Below are 19,975 nucleotides of genomic sequence, written 5' to 3'. Positions count from 1 at the left end.
CGCGACCCCCATGACGCGGACCGGCCCCGGACTTCCGAGTGAAGTCCGGGGCCGGTCCGCGTCATGGGGGGCCGGCGTGTGTGTCAGTCCTCGGACGGGTTCTCGTCCGGCCCGGTCGGCGGGTCCTCCGGCTCGTCCCCGTCCTTCGGCCGGGGCGTCCCGGGGCGCTCCGCCTCCGGCCGCTGGGGCTTCGGCGGTCTCGTGCGGCCGCTCGACGTGTCCCGCAGATAGGGCACGTCGCCGCCCTCCGTGGCGTGGCCGCCGGGCGGCTGGCCCGGACCCCCGACGTCACGGCGTCTGAGATACCGCTCGAATTCCCGGGCGATGGCCTCGCCGGACGCCTCGGGCAGCTCCGCGGTGTCCCGCGCCTCCTCCAGCGTCTGCACGTACTCCGCGACCTCGCTGTCCTCGGCGGCCAGCTGGTCGACGCCGAGCTGCCAGGCGCGGGCGTCCTCGGGCAGCTCGCCCAGCGGGATCCGCAGACCGAGCAGGTCCTCGAGACGGTTCAGCAGGGCCAGCGTCGCCTTCGGGTTCGGCGGCTGCGACACGTAGTGCGGCACCGCTGCCCACAGACTCACCGCGGGCACCCCCGCGTGCGTACAGGCCTCCTGGAGGATGCCGACGATGCCCGTCGGGCCCTCGTACTTGGTCTCCTCCAGATCCATGGTCCTGGCCAGGTCGGGGTCCGAGGTCACTCCGCTCACCGGCACCGGCCGGGTGTGCGGGGTGTCACCCAGCAACGCCCCCAGGATGACGACCATCTCCACGCCCAGCTCATGGGCGAAGCCGAGGATCTCGTTGCAGAACGAGCGCCATCGCATGGAGGGTTCGATGCCCCGGACCAGCACCAGGTCACGGGGCTTCTCCCCGCCGATGCGGACCACGGAGAGCCGCGTGGTGGGCCACGTGATCTTCCGTACCCCGCCGTCCAGCCACACCGTGGGCCGGTTGACCTGGAAGTCGTAGTAGTCCTCGGCGTCGAGCGCCGCGAACACCTCGCCCTTCCATTCCCGGTCCAGATGTCCGACCGCTGTGGAGGCGGCGTCACCGGCGTCGTTCCAGCCTTCGAACGCGGCCACCATGACCGGGTCGACCAGCTCGGGTACCCCCTCGAGCTCGATCACCCAGGCCTCCTTCCGAAGTTCCCTTGTGTACGGGCCAACCTTACGGCTTCGGCCCTCCCCGGCCGCAGCCCGTTTGCGTGCATGAATGATCCGTGCCAGAGCTTGATTCATCCGAGCTGTGCGGATCCGGAACTGATCGAATTTCCGTCAGACCCTGGACGATCGGTGGTATCCGGCGCTATACATCGGATGACCAAGCAGAGGTCCGATGTTATTCCCCTGGGGGCGCACATGAGTCAGACCGTCACGGACTTCGAGGTCCACGACATCCGCTTCCCGACCTCGGAGCAGCTGGACGGCTCGGACGCCATGAACACCGACCCCGACTACTCGGCCGCCTACGTCGTCCTCGGTACGGACACCGGCGGCGCGCAGGGGCACGGCTTCTGTTTCACCATCGGCCGCGGCAACGATGTCATGGCCGCAGCCATCGAGACGCTCCGCACCCACCTCGTCGGGCGCCCCGTGCCGCGCGACGCCGCCGCTCTCGGCGCCCTGTACCGCGAGCTCACGCACGACTCACAGCTGCGCTGGCTGGGGCCCGAGAAGGGCGTGATGCACATGGCGGCCGGTGCGGTCGTCAACGCCGCCTGGGACCTCGCGGCCAAGCTGGCGGGGCAGCCCGTCTGGCAGTTCCTCGCCGGGATGACACCGCAGGAGCTCGTCTCCCTCGTCGACTTCCGCTACCTCACGGACGCGCTCACCCCCGACGAGGCGCTCGCCCTGCTCCGGGCCGCCGAGCCGGGCCGCGCGGAGCGCACCGAACGGCTGCTCGCCGAGGGCTACCCCGCCTACACGACCTCACCCGGCTGGCTCGGCTACGACGACGACAAACTCGTGCGCCTGGCCGAGGAGGCCGTCGCGGACGGCTTCACGCAGATCAAGCTCAAGGTCGGCGCCGACCTGGACGACGACATCCGCAGGCTCGCGCTCGCCCGCACCGCGGTCGGTCCCGGAATCCGCATCGCGGTCGACGCCAACCAGCGCTGGGACGTGGCCGCCGCGGTGGAGTGGATGCGCGCCCTCGCGCCGTACGATCCGTACTGGATCGAGGAACCGACCAGCCCCGACGACGTGCTCGGGCACGCCGCCGTGCGGGCGGGGCAGCCCGTCAAGGTCGCCACCGGCGAACACGTCGCCAACCGGGTCGTGTTCAAGCAGCTGCTGCAGGCCGACGCGGTCGACTTCGTCCAGATCGACGCCGCACGGGTCGCGGGCGTCAACGAGAACCTCGCGATCCTGCTGCTCGCCGCCAAGTACGGCGTTCCCGTCTGCCCGCACGCCGGAGGCGTCGGACTGTGCGAACTGGTCCAGCACCTCTCGATGTTCGACTACGTGGCGGTCTCCGGCAGCCGGGAGGACCGGGTCATCGAGTACGTCGACCATCTCCACGAGCACTTCGCCGACCCGGTCGTCATACGGGACGGCCACTACGTCGCCCCCCGCACGCCGGGCTTCTCCGCCCGGATGCTCCCGGACTCGATCGCCGCCCACATCTACCCGCGGGGCCCCGTCTGGCAGGCCCGCCTCACCGCCGAGGAGACCCACTGATGACCGGTACACAGGACTTCGACGGGCTGTCCGCCCTGGTCACGGGTGGCGCGTCCGGCATCGGTGCCGCCGTGGCCGCCCTCCTGCTCGCCCGCGGGGCACGCGTCGCCGTGGTCGACCGTGAGACGAAGGGGGCCCCCGGCGGTGTCCTCGCGATCGAGGCCGACGTGACCGACGACGCCGCCGTACGCAACGCCGTCGACCGGGCAGCCGGTGAGCTGGGCGGACTGCACACCCTCGTGTCGAACGCGGGGATCGGCTCCATCGGCACCGTCGAGGACAACACCGACGAGGAATGGACCCGCGTCCTGGACGTCAACGTCCTCGGCATGGTCCGCGCCGCCCGTCACGCCCTGCCCCATCTGCGGCGGGCGGCGGCCGCCCGCCCCGGCGCCGTGTCGATCACCCAGACCTGCTCCATCGCCGCCACCGCGGGTCTCCCGCAGCGCGCCCTCTACAGCGCGAGCAAGGGCGCGGTGCTCTCGCTGACGCTGGCCATGGCCGCCGACCACGTCCGCGAGGGCATCCGCGTCAACTGCGTGAACCCCGGCACCGCCGACACCCCGTGGATCGGCCGGCTGCTCGGACAGGCCGAGGACCCGGCGGCCGAGCGCGCCGCCCTCGACGCCCGCCAGCCGCTGGGACGGCTGGTCTCCGCCGACGAGGTCGCCGCCGCCGTCGTCTACCTGGCGAGCCCGGCGGCAGCGTCCGTCACCGGCACCGCGCTCGCCGTCGACGGAGGCATGCAGGGCCTGCGGCTGCGCCCCGCCCGCTGAGCCGGAGGGCCGGTGTCCCTGCCGGTACGCCGGGAACGCGCCTCACAGGGTCGAGCGCAGCCACTGCTCCACGCTCGCCACGTGCACCGTCGCCCAGGACCGGGCCGCCTCCGCGTCCCGGTCCCGCAGGGCGGCGAGGATCGCCCGGTGCTCGTGCAGGGTCCGGCTCACCGCGTCCTCCTGGGTCAGCCCGCGCCACACCCTGGCCCGGGTGGTCGGCCCGGACAGGCCGTCCAGCAGCGAGCACAGGACCGCGTTGCCGGAGGACCGGACGATCCCGCGGTGGAACTCCAGATCGCAGGCGACCAGTTCCTCCACCGAGGGGGCATCGCCCAGTGCGTCCAGCTGCGCGCCCAGCACGTCCAGCTGGGCCTCCTCGATGCGCAGTGCGGCCATCGCCGTGGCGGCGGGCTCCAGGATCCGGCGGACCGCGAGGAACTCCAGCACCGTGTCGTCACGGTGGAAGTCCACCACGAAGCTCAGCGCCTCCAGCAGGAGCTGAGGATCCAGGCTGGTGACATAGGTGCCGTCGCCCTGGCGTACGTCGAGAATCCGGATCAGCGACAGCGCGCGCACCGCCTCGCGCAGCGAGTTGCGGGAAAGCCCCAGCTCGGAAGCGAGTTCGCTCTCCTTGGGAAGCCGGTCGCCCGGCCCCAGAGCGCCCGAGACGATCATCCCCTTGATCTTCTCGATCGCTTCGTCGGTGACGGCCATGCAGGGCCTCCTCGCACACAAGACATCCGATGTATCAGCCTCATTATGCGGCCCCGGAGCGTGCCGCGATCTCCCCGCCCGGTCGCGGGCCCCGGGCGCGCTCCACATGGAGGCGGCCCCAGCGCGTGCCACGCGCGGGACCGAGCCCGGCCCGCGGTGCTGAAGCACCAGCAGGACACCCCCGCCGGCGTCCTCGAGCCGCCGGTGTGTGAACCGGTGCATGACATCACCTGGGGTCCGCCCCGAGCTCGCGTTCGAGGGTGCGCACGGTCTCGTTCACCGCGGGCCGGGGGAGAGGGCTCCTCGGCGGCCCGGGCAGCGAGCCCTGCCGCGTCACCGCCTCGGTGTGCCCGGGCGGTTCCACGCGCACGACCACCTACCCCCGGACCGGGCCGGTCGTCCACCGGCAGGGCCGGTGGAAGGGAAACCCCAGCACCGCGCAGCGATCGCCCACTCGACTGCCGGGGCCGGGGGTGGCTAGTCTGACCGGCATGAAGGACCGACGGAATCTCACGCAGCGACGTCACATCGACCTCGCACGTGTCGCCAGCGCGTTCTGTTGTCGCGAAGTCTGAGGGTTCCCTCCTTCGTGCGCTGTCCGGAGCCGTCCTGACCAGGACGGTCCTGCCCGTTCCAGGGACCTCTCCCCACCGGTGACCCGGCGCCCCTCGCCGACCGGGGCCACACGGTCGTACCGCTCGACGTCCGCACCCTGCCCGCCGGCGCAGAGCCGGGCGCCGGCTTCGGACTCCGGCGGTGGCCGGGGCCACGGACCCGTTCGCGGTGGTTGACGGCGTCACCATCGGCACGCCCGTCTGCGCGGCCGCCCACCCGGGGTTGCCGAAGACCCTTCCCCGACCCGGCCCGCTGGAAGATCCAGTACCTCGGCCGCCACGCCCTCGACGGCACCCGCCCCGCCCTGCCGCGGCCTGCTGTGCCACCCCTGATCGGAGAACCCCGTGCCTCTCACGTTCCACTGGTTCCTGCCCACCAACGGCGACAGCCGCCACGTCGTCGGCGGTGGCCACGGCACCCCCGTCACCGCCGCGGGCGGCGACCGACCGCCCACCGTCCGCTACCTCGCCCAGATCGCCCGCGCCGCCGAGGACCTCGGCTTCGAAGGGGTCCTGACCCCGACCGGCGCCTGGTGCGAGGACGCCTGGCTGACCACGGCCATGGTCAGCCAGCACACCGAGCGGCTGAAGTTCCTGGTGGCGTTCCGGCCCGGCTTCGTCTCGCCCACGCTCGCCGCGCAGATGGCCGCCACCTACCAGCGCCAGACCGGGGGCCGGCTGCTGCTCAACGTGGTGACCGGAGGGGAGAGCCGCGAGCAGCGCGCGTACGGGGACTTCCTCGACAAGGACGCGCGCTACGCCCGTACCGGCGAGTTCCTGGAGATCGTCCGGGACCTGTGGGGCGGCAGGACGGTGAATCTGAAGGGCGAGCACCTCACCGTCGAGGACGCCCGGCTCACCCGGGTCCCCGACCCGGTGCCCCAGGTGTACTTCGGCGGCTCCTCGCCCGCCGCCGGTGTGGTCGCCGCCCGGCACGCCGACGTCTACCTCACGTGGGGTGAACCGCCCGCCCAGGTCGCGGAGAAGATCGCCTGGATACGCGGGCTCGCCGAGCGTGAGGGTCGCACCCCGCGCTTCGGTATCCGGCTCCACGTCATCGCCCGGGACACCGCGGAGCAGGCGTGGGGCGAGGCGGACCGCCTCCTGGCGGGCTTCGACCCCGCCGTCGTGCGCTCCGTCCAGGAGGGGCTCGCCCGCAGTGAGTCCGACGGGCAGAAGCGCATGCTTGCCCTGCACGGCGGCGGCCGCGACGGTCTGGAGATCCACCCCAACCTGTGGGCGGGCATCGGCCTGGTCCGCGGCGGCGCGGGGACCGCGCTCGTCGGCAGCCACGAGGAGGTCGCCGACCGCATCGAGGAGTACCACCGGCTCGGCATCGACGAGTTCATCCTCTCCGGATACCCGCACCTGGAGGAGGCGTACTGGTTCGGCGAGGGCGTCCTGCCCAGGCTCGCGGCCCGCGGGCTGTGGGCCCACCCGGACGGCCCCGCCCGGGCCCCCTTCGCGCAGGCTCGATCAGGGGGGCCTGCGGGGGCCTGAGAACCGGGCCCGGCGACCCGGCCGCGGGGCGACGGGGCAGCGGGGCGACGGCCGGGTTCCGGCACCCCGGGGTGCCGCGCGGCCCGGGTCACTCCCAGAGCGTGGAGGCCGCCTCGCGTCGCAGGACCGGGGCGATCTCCTCGGCGAACCGCTGCAAGGTCTCCAGCTGTTCGCCGTGCGTCAGGCCGAATCCGTCCACGGTGATCGACTGCAGGTCGTGCCGGTACACCGCGTGGCAGCCGAGGATCTCGTCGATGACGGCACCGTCGAGCGCCGCCGACAGGTGAAGACCCCCTGTACGGTCATCCCTCCACTGTCCCCACGTCACATCGCACCGGTGTGGCGGCGGTATGGCACGGCAGGGGCGCACGCGGAAGGGCGGCTCCTCCCGGAGCCGCCCCTGTGTTCCGTACGGACCGTCAGTGCCGGTCGGCGAGCACGTCCTCGACCCCGGCCCGGATCTCGTCCGTCGCCAGGCCCCGGATCGTCAGCGTCGTCCGGCGGCGCAGCACGTCGTCCGCGGTCTCGGCCCACTCGCGGTCGCGGGCGTACGCCACCTGCGCCCAGATCTCCGGTGCGTCCGGGTGGATGCGGTCCGCCAGCGCCGGGTTCTCGTTGGCCAGCCGCGCGATGTCGAAGGAGAGCGACCCGTAGTGCGTGGCGAGGTGGCGGGCCGTGTCGGCCGCCATCCGCGGACCCGGGGTCCCGCCGTCGACCATCAGCCGGTGCGCGACCGCGTTCGGGTTCGCGATACCGGGCAGCGGCAGCTTCCGCGGCAGCCGTGCCATCGGCTCCATGTCCTCGGCGAGGGGGTGCCCGGGAAGCGCGGCCAGCTTGTTCATCACCGTGCGGCCGATGTGGCGGAACGTGGTCCACTTCCCGCCCGCGACCGACAGCATCCCGCCGCGCCCCTCGGACACGACCGTCTCGCGCTTGGCCTTCGCCGTGCCCCCGGGACCGCCCGGCAGCACCCGAAGCCCCGCGAAGGAGTACGTGATGAGGTCGCGGGACAACTGCTGGTCCCGGACGGAGAACGCCGCCTCGTCCAGGATCTGGGCCGTGTCCTTCTCGGTGACCGAGACATCGGCCGGATCGCCCTCGTACTCCTCGTCCGTCGTGCCGAGCAGCAGCATGTCCTCCCACGGCAGGGCGAACGTGATGCGGTACTTGTCGATCGGCGTCGCCAGGGCCGCCTTCCACGGACGCGTGCGCTTGAGGACCAGGTGCGCGCCCTTGGACAGACGGATGGACGGAGCGGCGTCCGGATTCTCCATCTTCCGCAGGTGATCGACCCACGGACCGGTGGCGTTCAGCACGAGGCGGGCGTTCACGCCGAACTCCGTCCCGTCCTGACGGTCCTCGAGCTCGGCCCCGGTGACCCGTCCCCGGGTGAAGCGCAGACCGGTGACCGCGGCGTGGTTGAGCACGACGGCACCGGCGTCGACGGCCGCCCGGACCGTCATGAGTGCCATCCGGGCGTCGTTCATCTGGTCGTCGCCGTAGACCGCGACGGCCTTGAGGTTGTCCGTGCGCAGCTCGGGCACGTCGCGCTGCGCCCGGGCCGGGCTGATCACATGGCCGACGCCGTCACCGAACGCGGACAGGGCCGAGTACGCGAAGACGCCCGCACCGAGCTTGGCCGCACTGTGCGGCCCGCCCTTGTAGACCGGCAGGTAGAAGGTGAGCGGGTTGGCCAGGTGCGGGGCGACCTCACGGGACACCGCGCGCCGCTCGAAGTGGTTCTCCGCGACCAGCTTCACCGCGCCGGTCTGCAGGTAGCGCAGACCGCCGTGGAGGAGCTTGGAGGAGGCGGAGGAGGTGGCGCCGGCGAAGTCGCCGGCGTCCACCAGGGCCACCCGCAGGCCGGACTGCGCGGCGTGCCAGGCGGTGGAGATGCCCAGGATGCCGCCGCCGATCACCAGGAGGTCGTACGTCGCCTTGGAAAGCTGCTCCCGGGTTTCGGCGCGGCTCGGAAGGGAGCCGGAGGCCGGATGCGTCCCGAGGGCGGGGACGCTCTGCAGGGTGGTCATATCGATTACTCCTCAGCAGTGTCTTCGTCGAGCCAGCCCATGGAACGCTCCACGGCCTTGAGCCAGCTCCGGTACTCGCGGTCGCGGGTGCCCGCGTCCATTCGGGGTGTCCACTCGGCGGCCCGGCGCCAGTTGGCGCGCAGCGCGTCGGTGTCCGGCCAGAAGCCGACGGCGAGACCGGCGGCGTAGGCGGCGCCGAGGCAGGTGGTCTCGGCGACCATGGGGCGCACCACGGGCGCGTCCAGGAAGTCGGAGAGCGTCTGCATCAGCAGGTTGTTGGAGGTCATGCCGCCGTCGACCTTGAGCGCGGTCAGCTCGACGCCGGAGTCCTTCGTCATGGCGTCGCTGATCTCACGGGTCTGCCAGGCGGTGGCTTCGAGCACGGCACGGGCGATGTGCGCCTTGGTCACGTAACGGGTGAGACCGGTGATGACACCACGGGCGTCGGGGCGCCAGTAGGGGGCGAACAGGCCGGAGAAGGCGGGCACGAAGTACGCGCCGCCGTTGTCCTCGACCGACGAGGCCAGCGTCTCGATCTCGGCGGCGGACTTGATCAGGCCCATCTGGTCGCGCATCCACTGCACCAGCGAACCGGTGACGGCGATGGACCCCTCGAGGGCGTAGACCGGCTTCTGGTCGCCGATCCGGTAGCCGACGGTCGTCAGCAGCCCGTTGTACGAGTTCACCGGGGTGTGGCCGGTGTTCATCAGCATGAAGGTGCCGGTGCCGTACGTGGACTTGGCCTCGCCCTGGGCGAAACACGTCTGGCCGAACAGCGCGGCCTGCTGGTCGCCGAGCGCGGAGGCCACCGGGACCCCGTCGAGGACTCCGCCCTTGGCGTTGCCGTACACCTCGGCGGAGGACCGGATCTCGGGCAGCACCGCGCTCGGGATCTGCATCGACTGGACGATCTTGTCGTCCCACTGCATCGAGTGGAGGTTCATCAGGAGGGTGCGCGAGGCGTTGGTGACGTCGGTGACGTGGACGCCGCCGTCGGTGCCGCCGGTCAGATTCCAGATGACCCAGGAGTCCATGGTGCCGAAGAGGATGTCGCCCCGCTCGGCCCGCTCGCGCAGCCCCTCGACGTTGTCGAGCAGCCAGCGGACCTTCGGGCCCGCGAAGTACGACGCGAGCGGCAGGCCCGTCTCGCGGCGGAAGCGGTCCTGGCCGACGTTGCGGCCGAGCTCCTTGCAGAGCGCGTCGGTGCGGGTGTCCTGCCAGACGAGGGCGTTGTGGACCGGCTCACCGGTGTTCTTGTCCCAGAGCAGGGTCGTCTCGCGCTGGTTGGTGATGCCGATGGCCTTGACGTCGGCCGAGGTGATGCCGGCCTTGACGATCGCCCCCGCGACGACTTCCTGGACGTTCTCCCAGATCTCGGTCGCGTCGTGTTCGACCCAGCCGGGCTTCGGGAAGATCTGCTCGTGCTCCTTCTGGTCGACGGAGACGATCCGGCCGTCCTTGTCGAAGACGATGCAGCGGCTGGACGTGGTGCCCTGGTCGATGGCCGCGATGAACGGGCCGGTGGTGTGTGCGTCGGTCACGGTGTGCTCCCGGAGGTCTGTGTGGTGTGAAGGATCACGGCTCAGGCGAAGGCGAGGTTGTAGAGCCCGCCGGCCAGAGCGGCGCCTATGAGCGGTCCCACTACCGGTACCCAGGCGTAGCTCCAGTCGGAACCACCCTTGTTCGGCAGTGGCAGCAGCGCGTGCACGATGCGCGGACCGAGGTCACGTACCGGGTTGATCGCGTAGCCGGTCGGGCCGCCGAGCGAGAGGCCGATACCGACGACGACCAGGGCGGTGATCAGCGCGCCGAGCGTGCCGAGTCCGTTGCCCTCGTTGTTGAGCCCCTGAGTGAGGATCGCCAGGATCAGCACAGCGGTGGCGATGACCTCCGTGACCACGTTCTGCACCGCGTGCCGGATCTCCGGACCGGTGGAGAAGACGCCGAGCACGGGGCCGGCCTTGGGGGCGGCCGACTGGTCGACCATGCCCTCCACGGCGGGCTGGGCCTTCACGATCTCGGGATCGGTGAGGTGCGCGTGGAACTGTCCGTAGTACACGGCCCAGACGAGCACGGCACCGATCATCGCGCCGAGCAGCTGGGAGGCGAAGTACAGGGGTACGTCGCTCCACTCGGTGCCGCCCTGGATCGCGAGGCCGAGCGTGACCGCGGGGTTCAGGTGGGCGCCGGACACACCGGAGGCGAGGTAGGCGCCGGTGAGTACGGCGAAACCCCACCCGAAGGTGATGGCGAGCCAGCCGGCGTTCTGCGCCTTGGAGCGCTTGAGCGTGACGGCGGCACAGACACCGCCGCCGAGCAGGGTGAGTACGGCGGTACCGATGGTCTCGCCGATGAAGATGTCGGAGCTGGACACCGCGACTCCTTTGTCCTTCGTCCAGGGGAAGGCGAAACACCGGGTCCCTCCGGTGGATCGCGCCCCAGGTGGGTACTCGTCCGTACGAGTGCGTCACCTGCAAGGGCTTGACCGGCCCTCGGCACTGTCACACCCTAACGCGTATTGCCGTTAAGCGTTCGACAATGCCGACCGGTGAACGGCAATGTTTCTCCCGAATGAAGGAAGCGTCAAGAGTTCTGTGACGTGGGACTCGGTGCGGGACTCGATCGTTACCGTCGGCGCGGTGGGCGCTCAGAAGCGCCCGGCGCCCAGATCCCGGGAGACCGCGCGGGCGCAGTCCCGCACGGCGGCGATCAGCTCGGGGCGCAGGTCGCCGCCCGGCGACACGCGTTCCACGGCGCCCGTCACGGCCACCGCGCCGACCGGCATGCCGCGCCGGTCGTGGACCGGGGCGGCCACCGCCGCCACGCCCTCCCAGGTCTCCTCCACGTCGGACGCCCAGCCCTGCGCCCGGATCAGGTCGAGCAGCGACTCGAACTCCTGCTCGCCGGTGACGGTGTGCGGGGTGAACGGCCGCCGTTCCGCCTCGACGACCTCGCTGTGCGCGACCGGGTCGTAGGCGGAGAGCACTTTGCCCAGGGCGGTGGAGTGCAGCGGCTGCATCGCGCCGACCTCCAGCACCTGGCGGCTGTCGTCGGGCCGGAAGACGTGGTGGACGATGAGCACGCCGTGCTGGTGCAGCACGCCGAGGTGGACGCTCTCGCCGCTCGAGCGGGCCAGGTCGTCGGTCCACACCAGGGCGCGGGCCCGGAGCTCGTGGACGTCGAGGTAGCTGTTGCCCAGGCGCAGCAGCTCGGCGCCGAGCTGGTAGCGGCCGGACGTCGCGTCCTGCTCCACGAAGCCCTCGTGCTGCAGCGTCCGCAGGATGCCGTGTGCGGTGCCCTTGGCCAGTCCCAGCGATGACGAGATGTCGGAGAGCCCGAGCCGGCGCTCACCGCCCGCCAGCAGACGCAGCATCGCCGCCGCCCGCTCGAGCGACTGGATGTTCTTGGCCATCGCGCCGTACTCCTCCACCTCGGTTCGACAATGCTGAACACTATCGGTCGATGCCGACCCCTGTCCGGCGGCGCGGTGATTCCGCGCCACCACGCGACCGGGCCCCGCCGTCCGCACAGCATGCAGTCCGCCCCGTGGGACGCTACGACCGCCCTGCGCCCCGCCCGGCTACGCTGGCCGCGTGCCCTCCTCCGCAGAAGGGCGCAAAGCCGACAGCCGTCGCATTCCAGGGAGAACATCCATGGCCTCGTTGCCGACCCCTTCCGCTGACAGCCGGACCCGTGCCGCGGCCCTACGGGAGGCTCTCGCCACCCGAGTGGTCGTGGCGGACGGTGCCATGGGCACGATGCTCCAGGCCCAGGACCCCACCCTCGAGGACTTCCAGAACCTCGAAGGCTGCAACGAGGTCCTGAACGCGACCCGGCCCGACATCGTCCGTTCGGTGCACGAGGAGTACTTCGCGGTCGGCGTCGACTGCGTCGAGACCAACACCTTCGGCGCGAACCTCGCGGCCCTCGGCGAGTACGACATTCCGGAGCGGGTCTTCGAGCTCTCCGAGTCCGGCGCGCGCATCGCACGCGAGGTGGCCGACGAGTTCACCGCGTCCACCGGGCAGCAGCGCTGGGTACTGGGATCCATGGGCCCCGGCACCAAACTGCCGACCCTGGGCCACGCCCCGTACGACAAGCTCCGCGACGCCTACCAGCAGAACGCCGAAGGCATGATCGCCGGCGGCGCCGACGCCCTCCTGGTGGAGACCACCCAGGACCTCCTGCAGACCAAGGCGTCCGTCATCGGCGCCCGGCGCGCCCTCGAAGCCACCGGCGCCGACCTGCCGGTCATCTGCTCCGTCACCGTCGAGACGACCGGCACGATGCTGCTCGGCTCCGAGATCGGTGCCGCGCTGACCGCGCTCGAGCCGCTCGGCATCGACATGATCGGCCTGAACTGTGCCACCGGCCCCGCCGAGATGAGCGAGCACCTGCGCTACCTCGCCCGGCACTCCCGCATCCCGCTCTCCTGCATGCCGAACGCCGGCCTGCCGGTGCTCGGCAAGAACGGCGCGCACTACCCGCTGTCCCCGGCCGAGCTCGCGGACGCCCAGGAGACCTTCGTGCGCGAGTACGGCCTCTCCCTGGTCGGCGGCTGCTGCGGCACGACCCCCGAGCACCTGCGGCAGGTCGTCGAGCGGGTCCGCGGCATGGCACCCACCGTCCGCGAGCCGCGCCCCGAACCGGGCGCCGCCTCGCTCTACCAGACCGTCCCGTTCCGCCAGGACACCTCCTACCTGGCGATCGGCGAGCGCACGAACGCCAACGGGTCGAAGAAGTTCCGCGAGGCCATGCTGGGCGCGCGCTGGGACGACTGCGTGGAGATGGCCCGCGACCAGATCCGCGAGGGCGCGCACATGCTCGACCTCTGCGTCGACTACGTGGGCCGCGACGGCGTCGCCGACATGGAGGAGCTGGCCGGCCGTTTCGCCACCGCCTCGACCCTCCCCATCGTCCTGGACTCCACCGAACTCCCCGTGCTGCGGGCCGGTCTGGAGAAGCTCGGCGGACGAGCCGTCCTCAACTCCGTCAACTACGAGGACGGCGACGGCCCCGAGTCCCGCTTCGCCAAGGTCAGCGCGCTGGCCTCCGAACACGGTGCCGCGCTGATCGCGCTGACCATCGACGAGGAGGGCCAGGCCCGCACCGTCGAGCACAAGGTCGCCATCGCCGAGCGCCTCATCGAGGACCTCACGGGCAACTGGGGCATCCACGAGGCGGACATCCTCATCGACTGCCTGACCTTCACCATCTGTACGGGCCAGGAGGAGTCCCGCAAGGACGGCATCGCCACGATCGAGGCGATCCGCGAGCTGAAGAAGCGGCACCCCGACGTACAGACCACGCTCGGCCTGTCCAACATCTCCTTCGGCCTGAACCCGGCCGCCCGCGTCGTCCTGAACTCCGTCTTCCTCGACGAGTGCGTCAAGGCCGGTCTGGACTCGGCGATCGTGCACGCCTCCAAGATCCTGCCGATCGCCCGGCTGGAGGAGGAGCAGGTCAAGGTCGCCCTCGACCTCGTGTACGACCGGCGCGCCGAGGGCTACGACCCGCTGCAGCGGCTCATGGAGCTCTTCGAGGGCGTCAACATGAAGTCGATGAAGGCGGGCAAGGCGGAGGAACTCCTCGCCCTGCCGCTGGACGAGCGCCTGCAGCGCCGCATCATCGACGGCGAGAAGAACGGCCTGGAGACCGACCTCGACGAGGCCCTGCGGACCCGGCCCGCCCTCGACATCGTCAACGACACCCTGCTCGCGGGCATGAAGGTCGTCGGCGAGCTCTTCGGCTCCGGCCAGATGCAGCTGCCCTTCGTGCTGCAGTCCGCCGAGGTCATGAAGACCGCGGTGGCGCACCTCGAGCCGCACATGGAGAAGTCCGACGCCGACGGCAAGGGCACCATCGTGCTCGCCACGGTCCGCGGCGACGTCCACGACATCGGCAAGAACCTCGTCGACATCATCCTGTCGAACAACGGCTACAACGTCGTCAACCTGGGCATCAAGCAGCCCGTCTCCGCGATCCTGGAGGCCGCCGAGGAGCACCGGGCCGACGTCATCGGCATGTCCGGTCTCCTGGTGAAGTCGACCGTGATCATGAAGGAGAACCTGGAGGAGCTGAACCAGCGCAAGCTGTCGGCCGACTACCCGGTGATCCTCGGCGGCGCCGCCCTCACCCGGGCCTACGTCGAGCAGGACCTGCACGAGATCTACGAGGGCGAGGTCCGCTACGCCCGTGACGCCTTCGAGGGGCTGCGCCTGATGGACGCCCTCATCGCCGTCAAGCGGGGCGTCCCGGGCGCCACCCTGCCCGAGCTGAAGCAGCGCAGGGTGCCCAAGCGGGACATCGCCGTGCCGGAGGCCGAGGAGACGGAGGAGGGGGTGCGCTCCGACGTGTCCGTCACCAACCCGGTCCCCGAGCCGCCGTTCTGGGGCACCCGCGTGGTGAAGGGGATCCAGCTCAAGGAGTACGCCTCCTGGCTGGACGAGGGCGCCCTCTTCAAGGGCCAGTGGGGCCTCAAGCAGGCCCGCGCGGGCGACGGGCCGACGTACGAGGAGCTCGTGGAGACCGAGGGCCGTCCGCACCTGCGCGGCTGGCTCGACAAGCTCCACACCGAGAACCTGCTGGAGGCCGCCGTCGTCTACGGCTACTTCCCGTGCGTCTCCAAGGGCGACGACCTGATCCTGCTGCACGAGGACGGCTCCGAGCGCACCCGCTTCACCTTCCCGCGCCAGCGCCGCGGCCGCCGCCTCTGTCTCGCGGACTTCTTCCGTCCCGAGGAGTCGGGGGAGACGGACGTGATCGGACTCCAGGTCGTGACGGTCGGCTCGAAGATCGGCGGTGCCACCGCCGAGCTCTTCGAAGCGAATTCCTACCGCGACTACCTGGAGCTGCACGGCCTGTCCGTGCAGCTGGCCGAGGCGCTCGCCGAGTACTGGCACGCGCGCGTCCGCAGCGAGCTGGGCTTCGCCGGGGAGGACCCGTCCGACGTCGAGGAGATGTTCGCGCTGAAGTACCGCGGAGCGCGCTTCTCCCTCGGCTACGGTGCCTGCCCCGACCTGGAGGACCGGGCGAAGATCGCCGCGCTCCTGGAGCCCGAGCGCATCGGTGTGAAGCTGTCCGAGGAGTTCCAGCTGCACCCGGAGCAGTCCACGGACGCGATCGTCATCCACCACCCCGAGGCGAAGTACTTCAACGCACGGTAGTGAGCCGTTCGACGCACGGTGGGGCGCCGTACCCCGCGCCGTAGCCGGACGAGTCGTAGAATGGTCGGTCCAGTGCAGGCCGGTCGCCGTTCCCACCGGGAACGCGGCCGGCCTTCTCGTCCCTCACGGAGGTGTGCCGGATGACCAGTACGGTCCCCGCGTCCTTGACCCGCACGGCCGAAGGCTCCGCCCTGCAGGCGGTTCTTCTCGACATGGACGGCACCCTGGTCGACACCGAGGGCTTCTGGTGGGACGTGGAGGTCGAGGTCTTCGCCGACCTCGGGCACCGGCTCGACGAGGCATGGCGCGACGTGGTCGTCGGCGGGCCGATGACCCGCAGTGCCGGCTACCTCATCGACGTCACCGGCGCCGACATCGCCATCGAGGAGCTCACGGTCCTGCTCAACGACCGCTTCGAGAAGCGCATCGGCCGCGGGGTGCCGCTGATGCCCGGCGCCGCCCGGCTGCTCGCCGAGCTCGCCGCGCACGAGGTGCCCACGGCCCTGGTCTCGGCGTCCCACCGGAGGATCATCGAGCGGGTGCTGGACTCGGTGGGCCGCCACCACTTCGCGCTCACGATCGCGGGTGACGAGGTGGCCCGGACGAAGCCCCACCCCGAGCCCTATCTCGCCGCGGCGGCCGGCTTCGGGGCGGACCCGTGGCGCTGCGCGGTCGTCGAGGACACCGCGACGGGAGTCGCCGCAGCCGAGGCCGCGGGCTGCCGGGTGGTCGCCGTGCCGTCCGTGGCACCGATCGCCGTCGCGCCGGGACGGGTGGTCGTTCCGTCGCTCGAACAGGTGGACCTCGCCTTCCTGCGCGCCCTGGTCACCGAAACGCCCTGATCCGAGCACCGAGCGTCGCCCCGCGGCGTGCGCGGCAGGCGGCGACCTCCCCGGGCACAGCGCACAAGCCAGGTGCATGTCAACGAAGGGCGTCCGCCGGGAGAGTGACCTTCGTCACTTGGTGTCACGTCCGCGGGAGCCCGTTCCAAGCCCGGCTGCCCGTTTCACGCACCCATACGTCCGGTTTCATGGATCACTGTACGAATCATTCCCGAGCGTGACATAGACGCGCGGTCATGAGCGATCACCGAGTGGATACGGGGCCCGCGAGCACCGGTCAAGTCGCCTCGCGGCGCCTACTAATCTCGGATTTCTCACAGGCCGGAATGAGTGGAGAACGTCCAGATGAACCGCAAGACGCTGGTGCTGCCGGCCGTAGTGGGCCTGCTGGCGCCCGTGCTCGCCGCCTGTGGCGGGTCGGAAGGCGAGGGCGATGCCATCGTTGTCGGGACGACGGACCAGTTCTCCTCCTCCTCCGAGGCGCCGGCGCCGTTCGACCCGGCGATCGGCTACGAGGCGGGAGTCTGGAACGTGCTGCGCCAGACGGTGCAGACGCTGACCCACATCCCGCGCGGCGGCGGTGAGCCCGTGCCCGAGGCGGCCCGGAGCTGCGCGTTCACCGACACGGAGAACGAGAGCTACCGCTGCACCCTCCGCGCCGGCCTGACCTTCGCGGACGGCACGCCCGTCACTCCGGACGACGTGAAGTACTCCATCCAGCGCGTGCTCGACATCGAGGACGAGGCCGGTCCCGTCGGTCTGCTCGCCAACATCGACACGATGGAGACCAAGGGGGAGGACCAGATCGTCTTCCACCTGAAGACCCCGGACGCGACCTTCCCGTACAAGCTCGCGACCCCGGCCGCCGGCATCGTGCAGAAGGACAAGTACCCGGCGAAGAGCCCCCGCGAGGGCTTCGAGGTCGACGGGTCCGGCCCGTACACCATGAAGCCCGAGGTCAAGGGCGACCAGGTCGTCAAGATGGTCTTCACCAAGAACCCCAAGTACAAGGGCGACGTGAAGATCCTCAACAACAAGGTGGAGCTCGACCTCTACCCCGACGCCGTGGCCATGGGCAAGGCGCTCGAGGACGGGGAGATCGACATGATGACGCGCACCATGTCGCCCGAGCAGGCCCAGAAGATGCTCCAGGATCCGGTGGACGGCATCAAGCTCACGGAGATGCCCGGCCTCGCCATCAGCTACATGGCCTTCAACACCGAGGACCCGGCGGTCAAGGACAAGGCCGTGCGCCAGGCCATGGCCCAGATCATCGACCGGGGCGCCATCGCGAGCGGCGTGTACGGCACCACGGCCGAACCGCTCTACTCGCTGATCCCGAGCGGCATCACCAACCACACCAACTCCTTCTTCAACAAGTACGGCGAGCCCGACGTCGACGAGGCCGGGAAGATCCTGGAGAGGGCCGGCATCTCGACGCCGGTGAAGTTCACGCTGCACTACACGACGGACCACTACGGTCCCGCCACCGCCGCCGAGTACAAGGCGCTGGGCAAGCAGCTCAACGACTCGAAGCTCTTCGAGGTCGACGTCAAGGGCACTCCCTGGGCCAAGTACCGGGCCGCGCAGAGCAACGGCGACTACGCGGTCTACGGCATGGGATGGTTCCCCGACTTCCCGGACCCCGACACCTACACGGCGCCGTTCCTCGACAAGAACAACTTCCTCAACTCGCCCTACGAGTCCACCCTCATCCAGGACACCCTCATCCCGGAGTCCCGGCGGGTGGCGGACCGCAGCGCCGCGGCCGAGACCTTCTCGAAGATCCAGGACATCGTCGCCACCGACGTCCCCGTCCTCCCGGTCTGGCAGGGCAAGCAGTACGTCGCCTCCCGCGACGGCCTGACCGGCGTGGAGTGGGCCGTCACCTCCTCGGCCGACCTGCAGCTCTGGGAGCTCAAGAACAGCACCGGCTGAGCCGGCACACCGAAAAGCCGATGCGGTCCGGAGCCACTGGCTCCGGACCGCATCGGCCTTTCCGTACCGCTCGCGCTCACTGCGCCCCGGGACGCACCAGGCCGCTCTCGTACGCGTAGACCGCTGCCTGCACCCGGTCGCGCAGGCCCAGCTTCGTCAGCACGTGGCCCACATGCGTCTTGACCGTCGTCTCGCTCACGAAAAGGTCAGCGGCGATCTCCGCGTTCGACAGGCCGCGCGCCACCAGCTTCAGCACTTCCACCTCGCGGTCGGTCAGGGTGTGCAGCGCGTCCGGGACGGGGTCCTCGCCCGAGGGCAGGTGGTCCGCGTACTTGTCGAGCAGCCGGCGCGTGATGCTCGGCGCCAGCATCGCCTCGCCGGCCGCCACCACCCGGATGGCCTGCACCAGCTCGACGGCCGGAGCGTCCTTCAGGAGGAAGCCGCTGGCGCCCGCGCGCAGCGCCTCGACCACGTACTCGTCGAGGTCGAAGGTCGTCAGCACCAGTACCTTCGCCGGACCGTCCCGTCCCGGACCCGTGATCTGGCGGGTGGCCTCGACACCGTCCATCCGCGGCATCCGGATGTCCATCAGCACGACGTCGGGCTGCAGGGCCCGCACCTGGTCGATGGCCTGCAGGCCGTCACCGGCCTCACCGACCACCGCGAGGTCGCCCTCGGCCTCCAGGATCATCCGGAAGCCGGTGCGCAGCAGCGGTTGATCATCGACCAGCAGGACGCGGATTGCCACGGATTCTCCTTAAGGGCTTTCGAGGGCCGCCGGCTGGCCGGCCTCGGCCCGGACCGGCTCCATTCTGCCCTGCACACCCTCCACCGACTCGGCCGGGCGGACCGACAGCGGATAAACCGGGGGAGTCCCGCCGAACTCGGGACAGACGGCCTGGTGGTCGCACCATCCGCACAGCTTCGTCGGCCGGGGGCGCCACTCACCCGTCTCCGTCGCCAGCGTGATCGCCTCCCACAGGGCGAGCAGCTTGCGCTCCACCCGCTCCAGATCGGCCGGCACCGGGTCGTACGTCAGCACGTCACCGCTGCCCAGGTACACCAGCTGCAGCCGCCGCGGCACCACGTTCTTCAGGCGCCAGATCACCAGCGCGTAGAACTTCATCTGGAACAGCGCGCCCTCGGAGTACTCCGGCCGCGGCGCCTTGCCCGTCTTGTAGTCGACGATCCGGACCTCGCCCGTCGGGGCCACGTCGATCCGGTCGATCACACCGCGCAGGCGCAGCCCGGAGTCCAGCTCGGTCTCGACGAACAGCTCCCGCTCGGCCGGCTCCAGGCGCGTCGGGTCCTCCAGCGAGAACCACTTCTCCACGAGCTGTTCCGCCTGGTCCAGCCACCCGGCGAGCCGTTCGCCCGCCCCCTCGCCGGAGAACAGCTCGGCCAGCTCCGGCTTCGACTCGAGCAGCCGGTCCCACTGACCGGGTACGAGCGCCCTGGCCCGCGGTGCCGTGCGCTCCTCCGCAGGGGCGTCGAACAGCCGCTCGAGCACCGCATGCACCAGCGTGCCCCGGGTAGCCGCCTCACTGGGCTTCTGGGGCAGCCTGTCGATGACCCGGAAGCGGTACAGCAGGGGGCATTGCATGAAATCGCTCGCGCGCGACGGCGACAGGGACGAAGGTGGCCGGTGCGGGCGCGGTACGGAGGTCATGTCGCAGACCCTACGGCCCGCCACCGACACCCCGCGGCATACCATCGACCA

General features: G+C 70.8%; 16 protein-coding genes and 1 pseudogene. 7 read left to right on the top strand and 10 right to left on the bottom strand.

What is annotated here, in order from left to right; translation table 11 throughout:
* Nucleotides 1-83 precede the first annotated feature (83 nt).
* Nucleotides 84-1,124 (bottom strand): PAC2 family protein, encoded by a 1,041-nt coding sequence (locus tag OG927_RS06100; protein WP_056786448.1) that lies wholly within the window; start codon nucleotides 1,122-1,124, stop codon nucleotides 84-86.
* Between the two features lie 231 nt (nucleotides 1,125-1,355).
* Between OG927_RS06100 and OG927_RS06095 the strand changes: the two genes are divergently transcribed.
* The gene (locus tag OG927_RS06095; protein ID WP_056786452.1) at nucleotides 1,356-2,675 is read left to right on the top strand and encodes an L-fuconate dehydratase; all 1,320 of its coding nucleotides are present in this window, start codon (nucleotides 1,356-1,358) and stop codon (nucleotides 2,673-2,675) included.
* Nucleotides 2,675-3,451 carry an SDR family NAD(P)-dependent oxidoreductase gene (locus OG927_RS06090; protein ID WP_330319816.1) on the top strand — a complete coding sequence of 259 codons (777 nt, stop codon included), beginning with the start codon at nucleotides 2,675-2,677 and terminating at the stop codon, nucleotides 3,449-3,451. The genes OG927_RS06095 and OG927_RS06090 overlap by 1 nt, the downstream gene beginning before the upstream one ends.
* Nucleotides 3,452-3,493: 42 nt before the next feature.
* Here the strand turns inward: OG927_RS06090 and OG927_RS06085 are convergent, their stop codons facing one another.
* Together OG927_RS06085 and OG927_RS06080 are read right to left on the bottom strand one after the other, a co-directional pair.
* Nucleotides 3,494-4,165, bottom strand: coding sequence for a FadR/GntR family transcriptional regulator (locus OG927_RS06085; protein ID WP_056786458.1), 672 nt, complete (start codon nucleotides 4,163-4,165; stop codon nucleotides 3,494-3,496).
* A gap of 226 nt (nucleotides 4,166-4,391) precedes the next feature.
* Entirely contained in the window at nucleotides 4,392-4,535 is a 144-nt protein-coding gene (locus OG927_RS06080) for a hypothetical protein (RefSeq protein ID WP_330319815.1), read from the bottom strand.
* A 121-nt stretch (nucleotides 4,536-4,656) separates the two neighbouring features.
* On the opposite strand from OG927_RS06080, the gene OG927_RS35970 reads away from it, so the two are divergent.
* Both OG927_RS35970 and OG927_RS06075 read left to right on the top strand, forming a co-directional pair.
* Nucleotides 4,657-4,740 carry a putative leader peptide gene (locus OG927_RS35970; protein WP_352265432.1) on the top strand — a complete coding sequence of 28 codons (84 nt, stop codon included), beginning with the start codon at nucleotides 4,657-4,659 and terminating at the stop codon, nucleotides 4,738-4,740.
* Between the two features lie 384 nt (nucleotides 4,741-5,124).
* Complete coding sequence (locus OG927_RS06075) at nucleotides 5,125-6,279, top strand: LLM class flavin-dependent oxidoreductase (RefSeq protein WP_319103060.1); 1,155 nt, start codon at nucleotides 5,125-5,127, stop codon at nucleotides 6,277-6,279.
* A gap of 88 nt (nucleotides 6,280-6,367) precedes the next feature.
* On the opposite strand, the pseudogene OG927_RS06070 reads toward OG927_RS06075, so the two are convergent.
* The 5 genes and pseudogenes from OG927_RS06070 to OG927_RS06050 form a co-directional block, all read right to left on the bottom strand.
* A pseudogene (locus OG927_RS06070) lies at nucleotides 6,368-6,538 on the bottom strand (LLM class flavin-dependent oxidoreductase); the annotation flags it as partial.
* A 160-nt stretch (nucleotides 6,539-6,698) separates the two neighbouring features.
* Nucleotides 6,699-8,309, bottom strand: a complete 1,611-nt coding sequence (locus OG927_RS06065) for a glycerol-3-phosphate dehydrogenase/oxidase (protein WP_330319814.1) — start codon at nucleotides 8,307-8,309, stop codon at nucleotides 6,699-6,701.
* A gap of 5 nt (nucleotides 8,310-8,314) precedes the next feature.
* A complete protein-coding gene (gene glpK, locus OG927_RS06060; protein WP_056786472.1) occupies nucleotides 8,315-9,850 on the bottom strand; it encodes a glycerol kinase GlpK in 1,536 nt (511 codons plus the stop codon).
* 41 nt (nucleotides 9,851-9,891) lie between these two features.
* A complete protein-coding gene (locus OG927_RS06055) occupies nucleotides 9,892-10,683 on the bottom strand; it encodes an MIP/aquaporin family protein (protein ID WP_056786474.1) in 792 nt (263 codons plus the stop codon).
* 273 nt (nucleotides 10,684-10,956) lie between these two features.
* Nucleotides 10,957-11,721, bottom strand: coding sequence for an IclR family transcriptional regulator (locus OG927_RS06050; RefSeq protein ID WP_330319813.1), 765 nt, complete (start codon nucleotides 11,719-11,721; stop codon nucleotides 10,957-10,959).
* A gap of 241 nt (nucleotides 11,722-11,962) precedes the next feature.
* Between OG927_RS06050 and metH the strand changes: the two genes are divergently transcribed.
* The 3 genes from metH to OG927_RS06035 all read left to right on the top strand — a co-directional run bounded on the left by metH (nucleotide 11,963) and on the right by OG927_RS06035 (nucleotide 18,255).
* The gene (metH, locus tag OG927_RS06045) at nucleotides 11,963-15,475 is read left to right on the top strand and encodes a methionine synthase (protein ID WP_124282873.1); all 3,513 of its coding nucleotides are present in this window, start codon (nucleotides 11,963-11,965) and stop codon (nucleotides 15,473-15,475) included.
* Nucleotides 15,476-15,615: 140 nt separating this feature from the next.
* Complete coding sequence (locus tag OG927_RS06040) at nucleotides 15,616-16,317, top strand: HAD family hydrolase (RefSeq protein WP_056786482.1); 702 nt, start codon at nucleotides 15,616-15,618, stop codon at nucleotides 16,315-16,317.
* Between the two features lie 345 nt (nucleotides 16,318-16,662).
* Entirely contained in the window at nucleotides 16,663-18,255 is a 1,593-nt protein-coding gene (locus OG927_RS06035) for an ABC transporter substrate-binding protein (protein ID WP_056787472.1), read from the top strand.
* 76 nt (nucleotides 18,256-18,331) lie between these two features.
* Here the strand turns inward: OG927_RS06035 and OG927_RS06030 are convergent, their stop codons facing one another.
* Nucleotides 18,332-19,003, bottom strand: a complete 672-nt coding sequence (locus OG927_RS06030; protein WP_056786485.1) for a response regulator — start codon at nucleotides 19,001-19,003, stop codon at nucleotides 18,332-18,334.
* A 9-nt stretch (nucleotides 19,004-19,012) separates the two neighbouring features.
* On the bottom strand, nucleotides 19,013-19,858 hold the full coding sequence (locus OG927_RS06025) for a RecB family exonuclease (RefSeq protein ID WP_307840674.1): 846 nt from the start codon (nucleotides 19,856-19,858) through the stop codon (nucleotides 19,013-19,015).
* Nucleotides 19,859-19,975 lie beyond the last annotated feature (117 nt).

It is taken from the genome of Streptomyces clavifer, assembly GCF_036345975.1.
Taxonomy (GTDB): Bacteria; Actinomycetota; Actinomycetes; order Streptomycetales; family Streptomycetaceae; genus Streptomyces; species Streptomyces clavifer.
Note: the sequence above shows the minus strand (reverse complement) of the source record. Positions and strands in the feature narration are given on the sequence as shown.

Excerpts from the sequence above, each read along its gene's own strand:
- OG927_RS06065 (WP_330319814.1), bottom strand. The coding sequence starts at position 8,309 with ATGACCACCCTGCAGAGCGTCCCCGCCCTCGGGACGCATCCGGCCTCC.
- OG927_RS06090 (WP_330319816.1), top strand. The coding sequence starts at position 2,675 with ATGACCGGTACACAGGACTTCGACGGGCTGTCCGCCCTGGTCACGGGT.
- OG927_RS06085 (WP_056786458.1), bottom strand. The coding sequence starts at position 4,165 with ATGGCCGTCACCGACGAAGCGATCGAGAAGATCAAGGGGATGATCGTC.
- metH (WP_124282873.1), top strand. The coding sequence starts at position 11,963 with ATGGCCTCGTTGCCGACCCCTTCCGCTGACAGCCGGACCCGTGCCGCG.
- OG927_RS06095 (WP_056786452.1), top strand. The coding sequence starts at position 1,356 with ATGAGTCAGACCGTCACGGACTTCGAGGTCCACGACATCCGCTTCCCG.
- OG927_RS06025 (WP_307840674.1), bottom strand. The coding sequence starts at position 19,858 with ATGCAATGCCCCCTGCTGTACCGCTTCCGGGTCATCGACAGGCTGCCC.
- OG927_RS35970 (WP_352265432.1), top strand. The coding sequence starts at position 4,657 with ATGAAGGACCGACGGAATCTCACGCAGCGACGTCACATCGACCTCGCA.
- OG927_RS06050 (WP_330319813.1), bottom strand. The coding sequence starts at position 11,721 with ATGGCCAAGAACATCCAGTCGCTCGAGCGGGCGGCGGCGATGCTGCGT.
- OG927_RS06035 (WP_056787472.1), top strand. The coding sequence starts at position 16,663 with ATGAACCGCAAGACGCTGGTGCTGCCGGCCGTAGTGGGCCTGCTGGCG.
- OG927_RS06040 (WP_056786482.1), top strand. The coding sequence starts at position 15,616 with ATGACCAGTACGGTCCCCGCGTCCTTGACCCGCACGGCCGAAGGCTCC.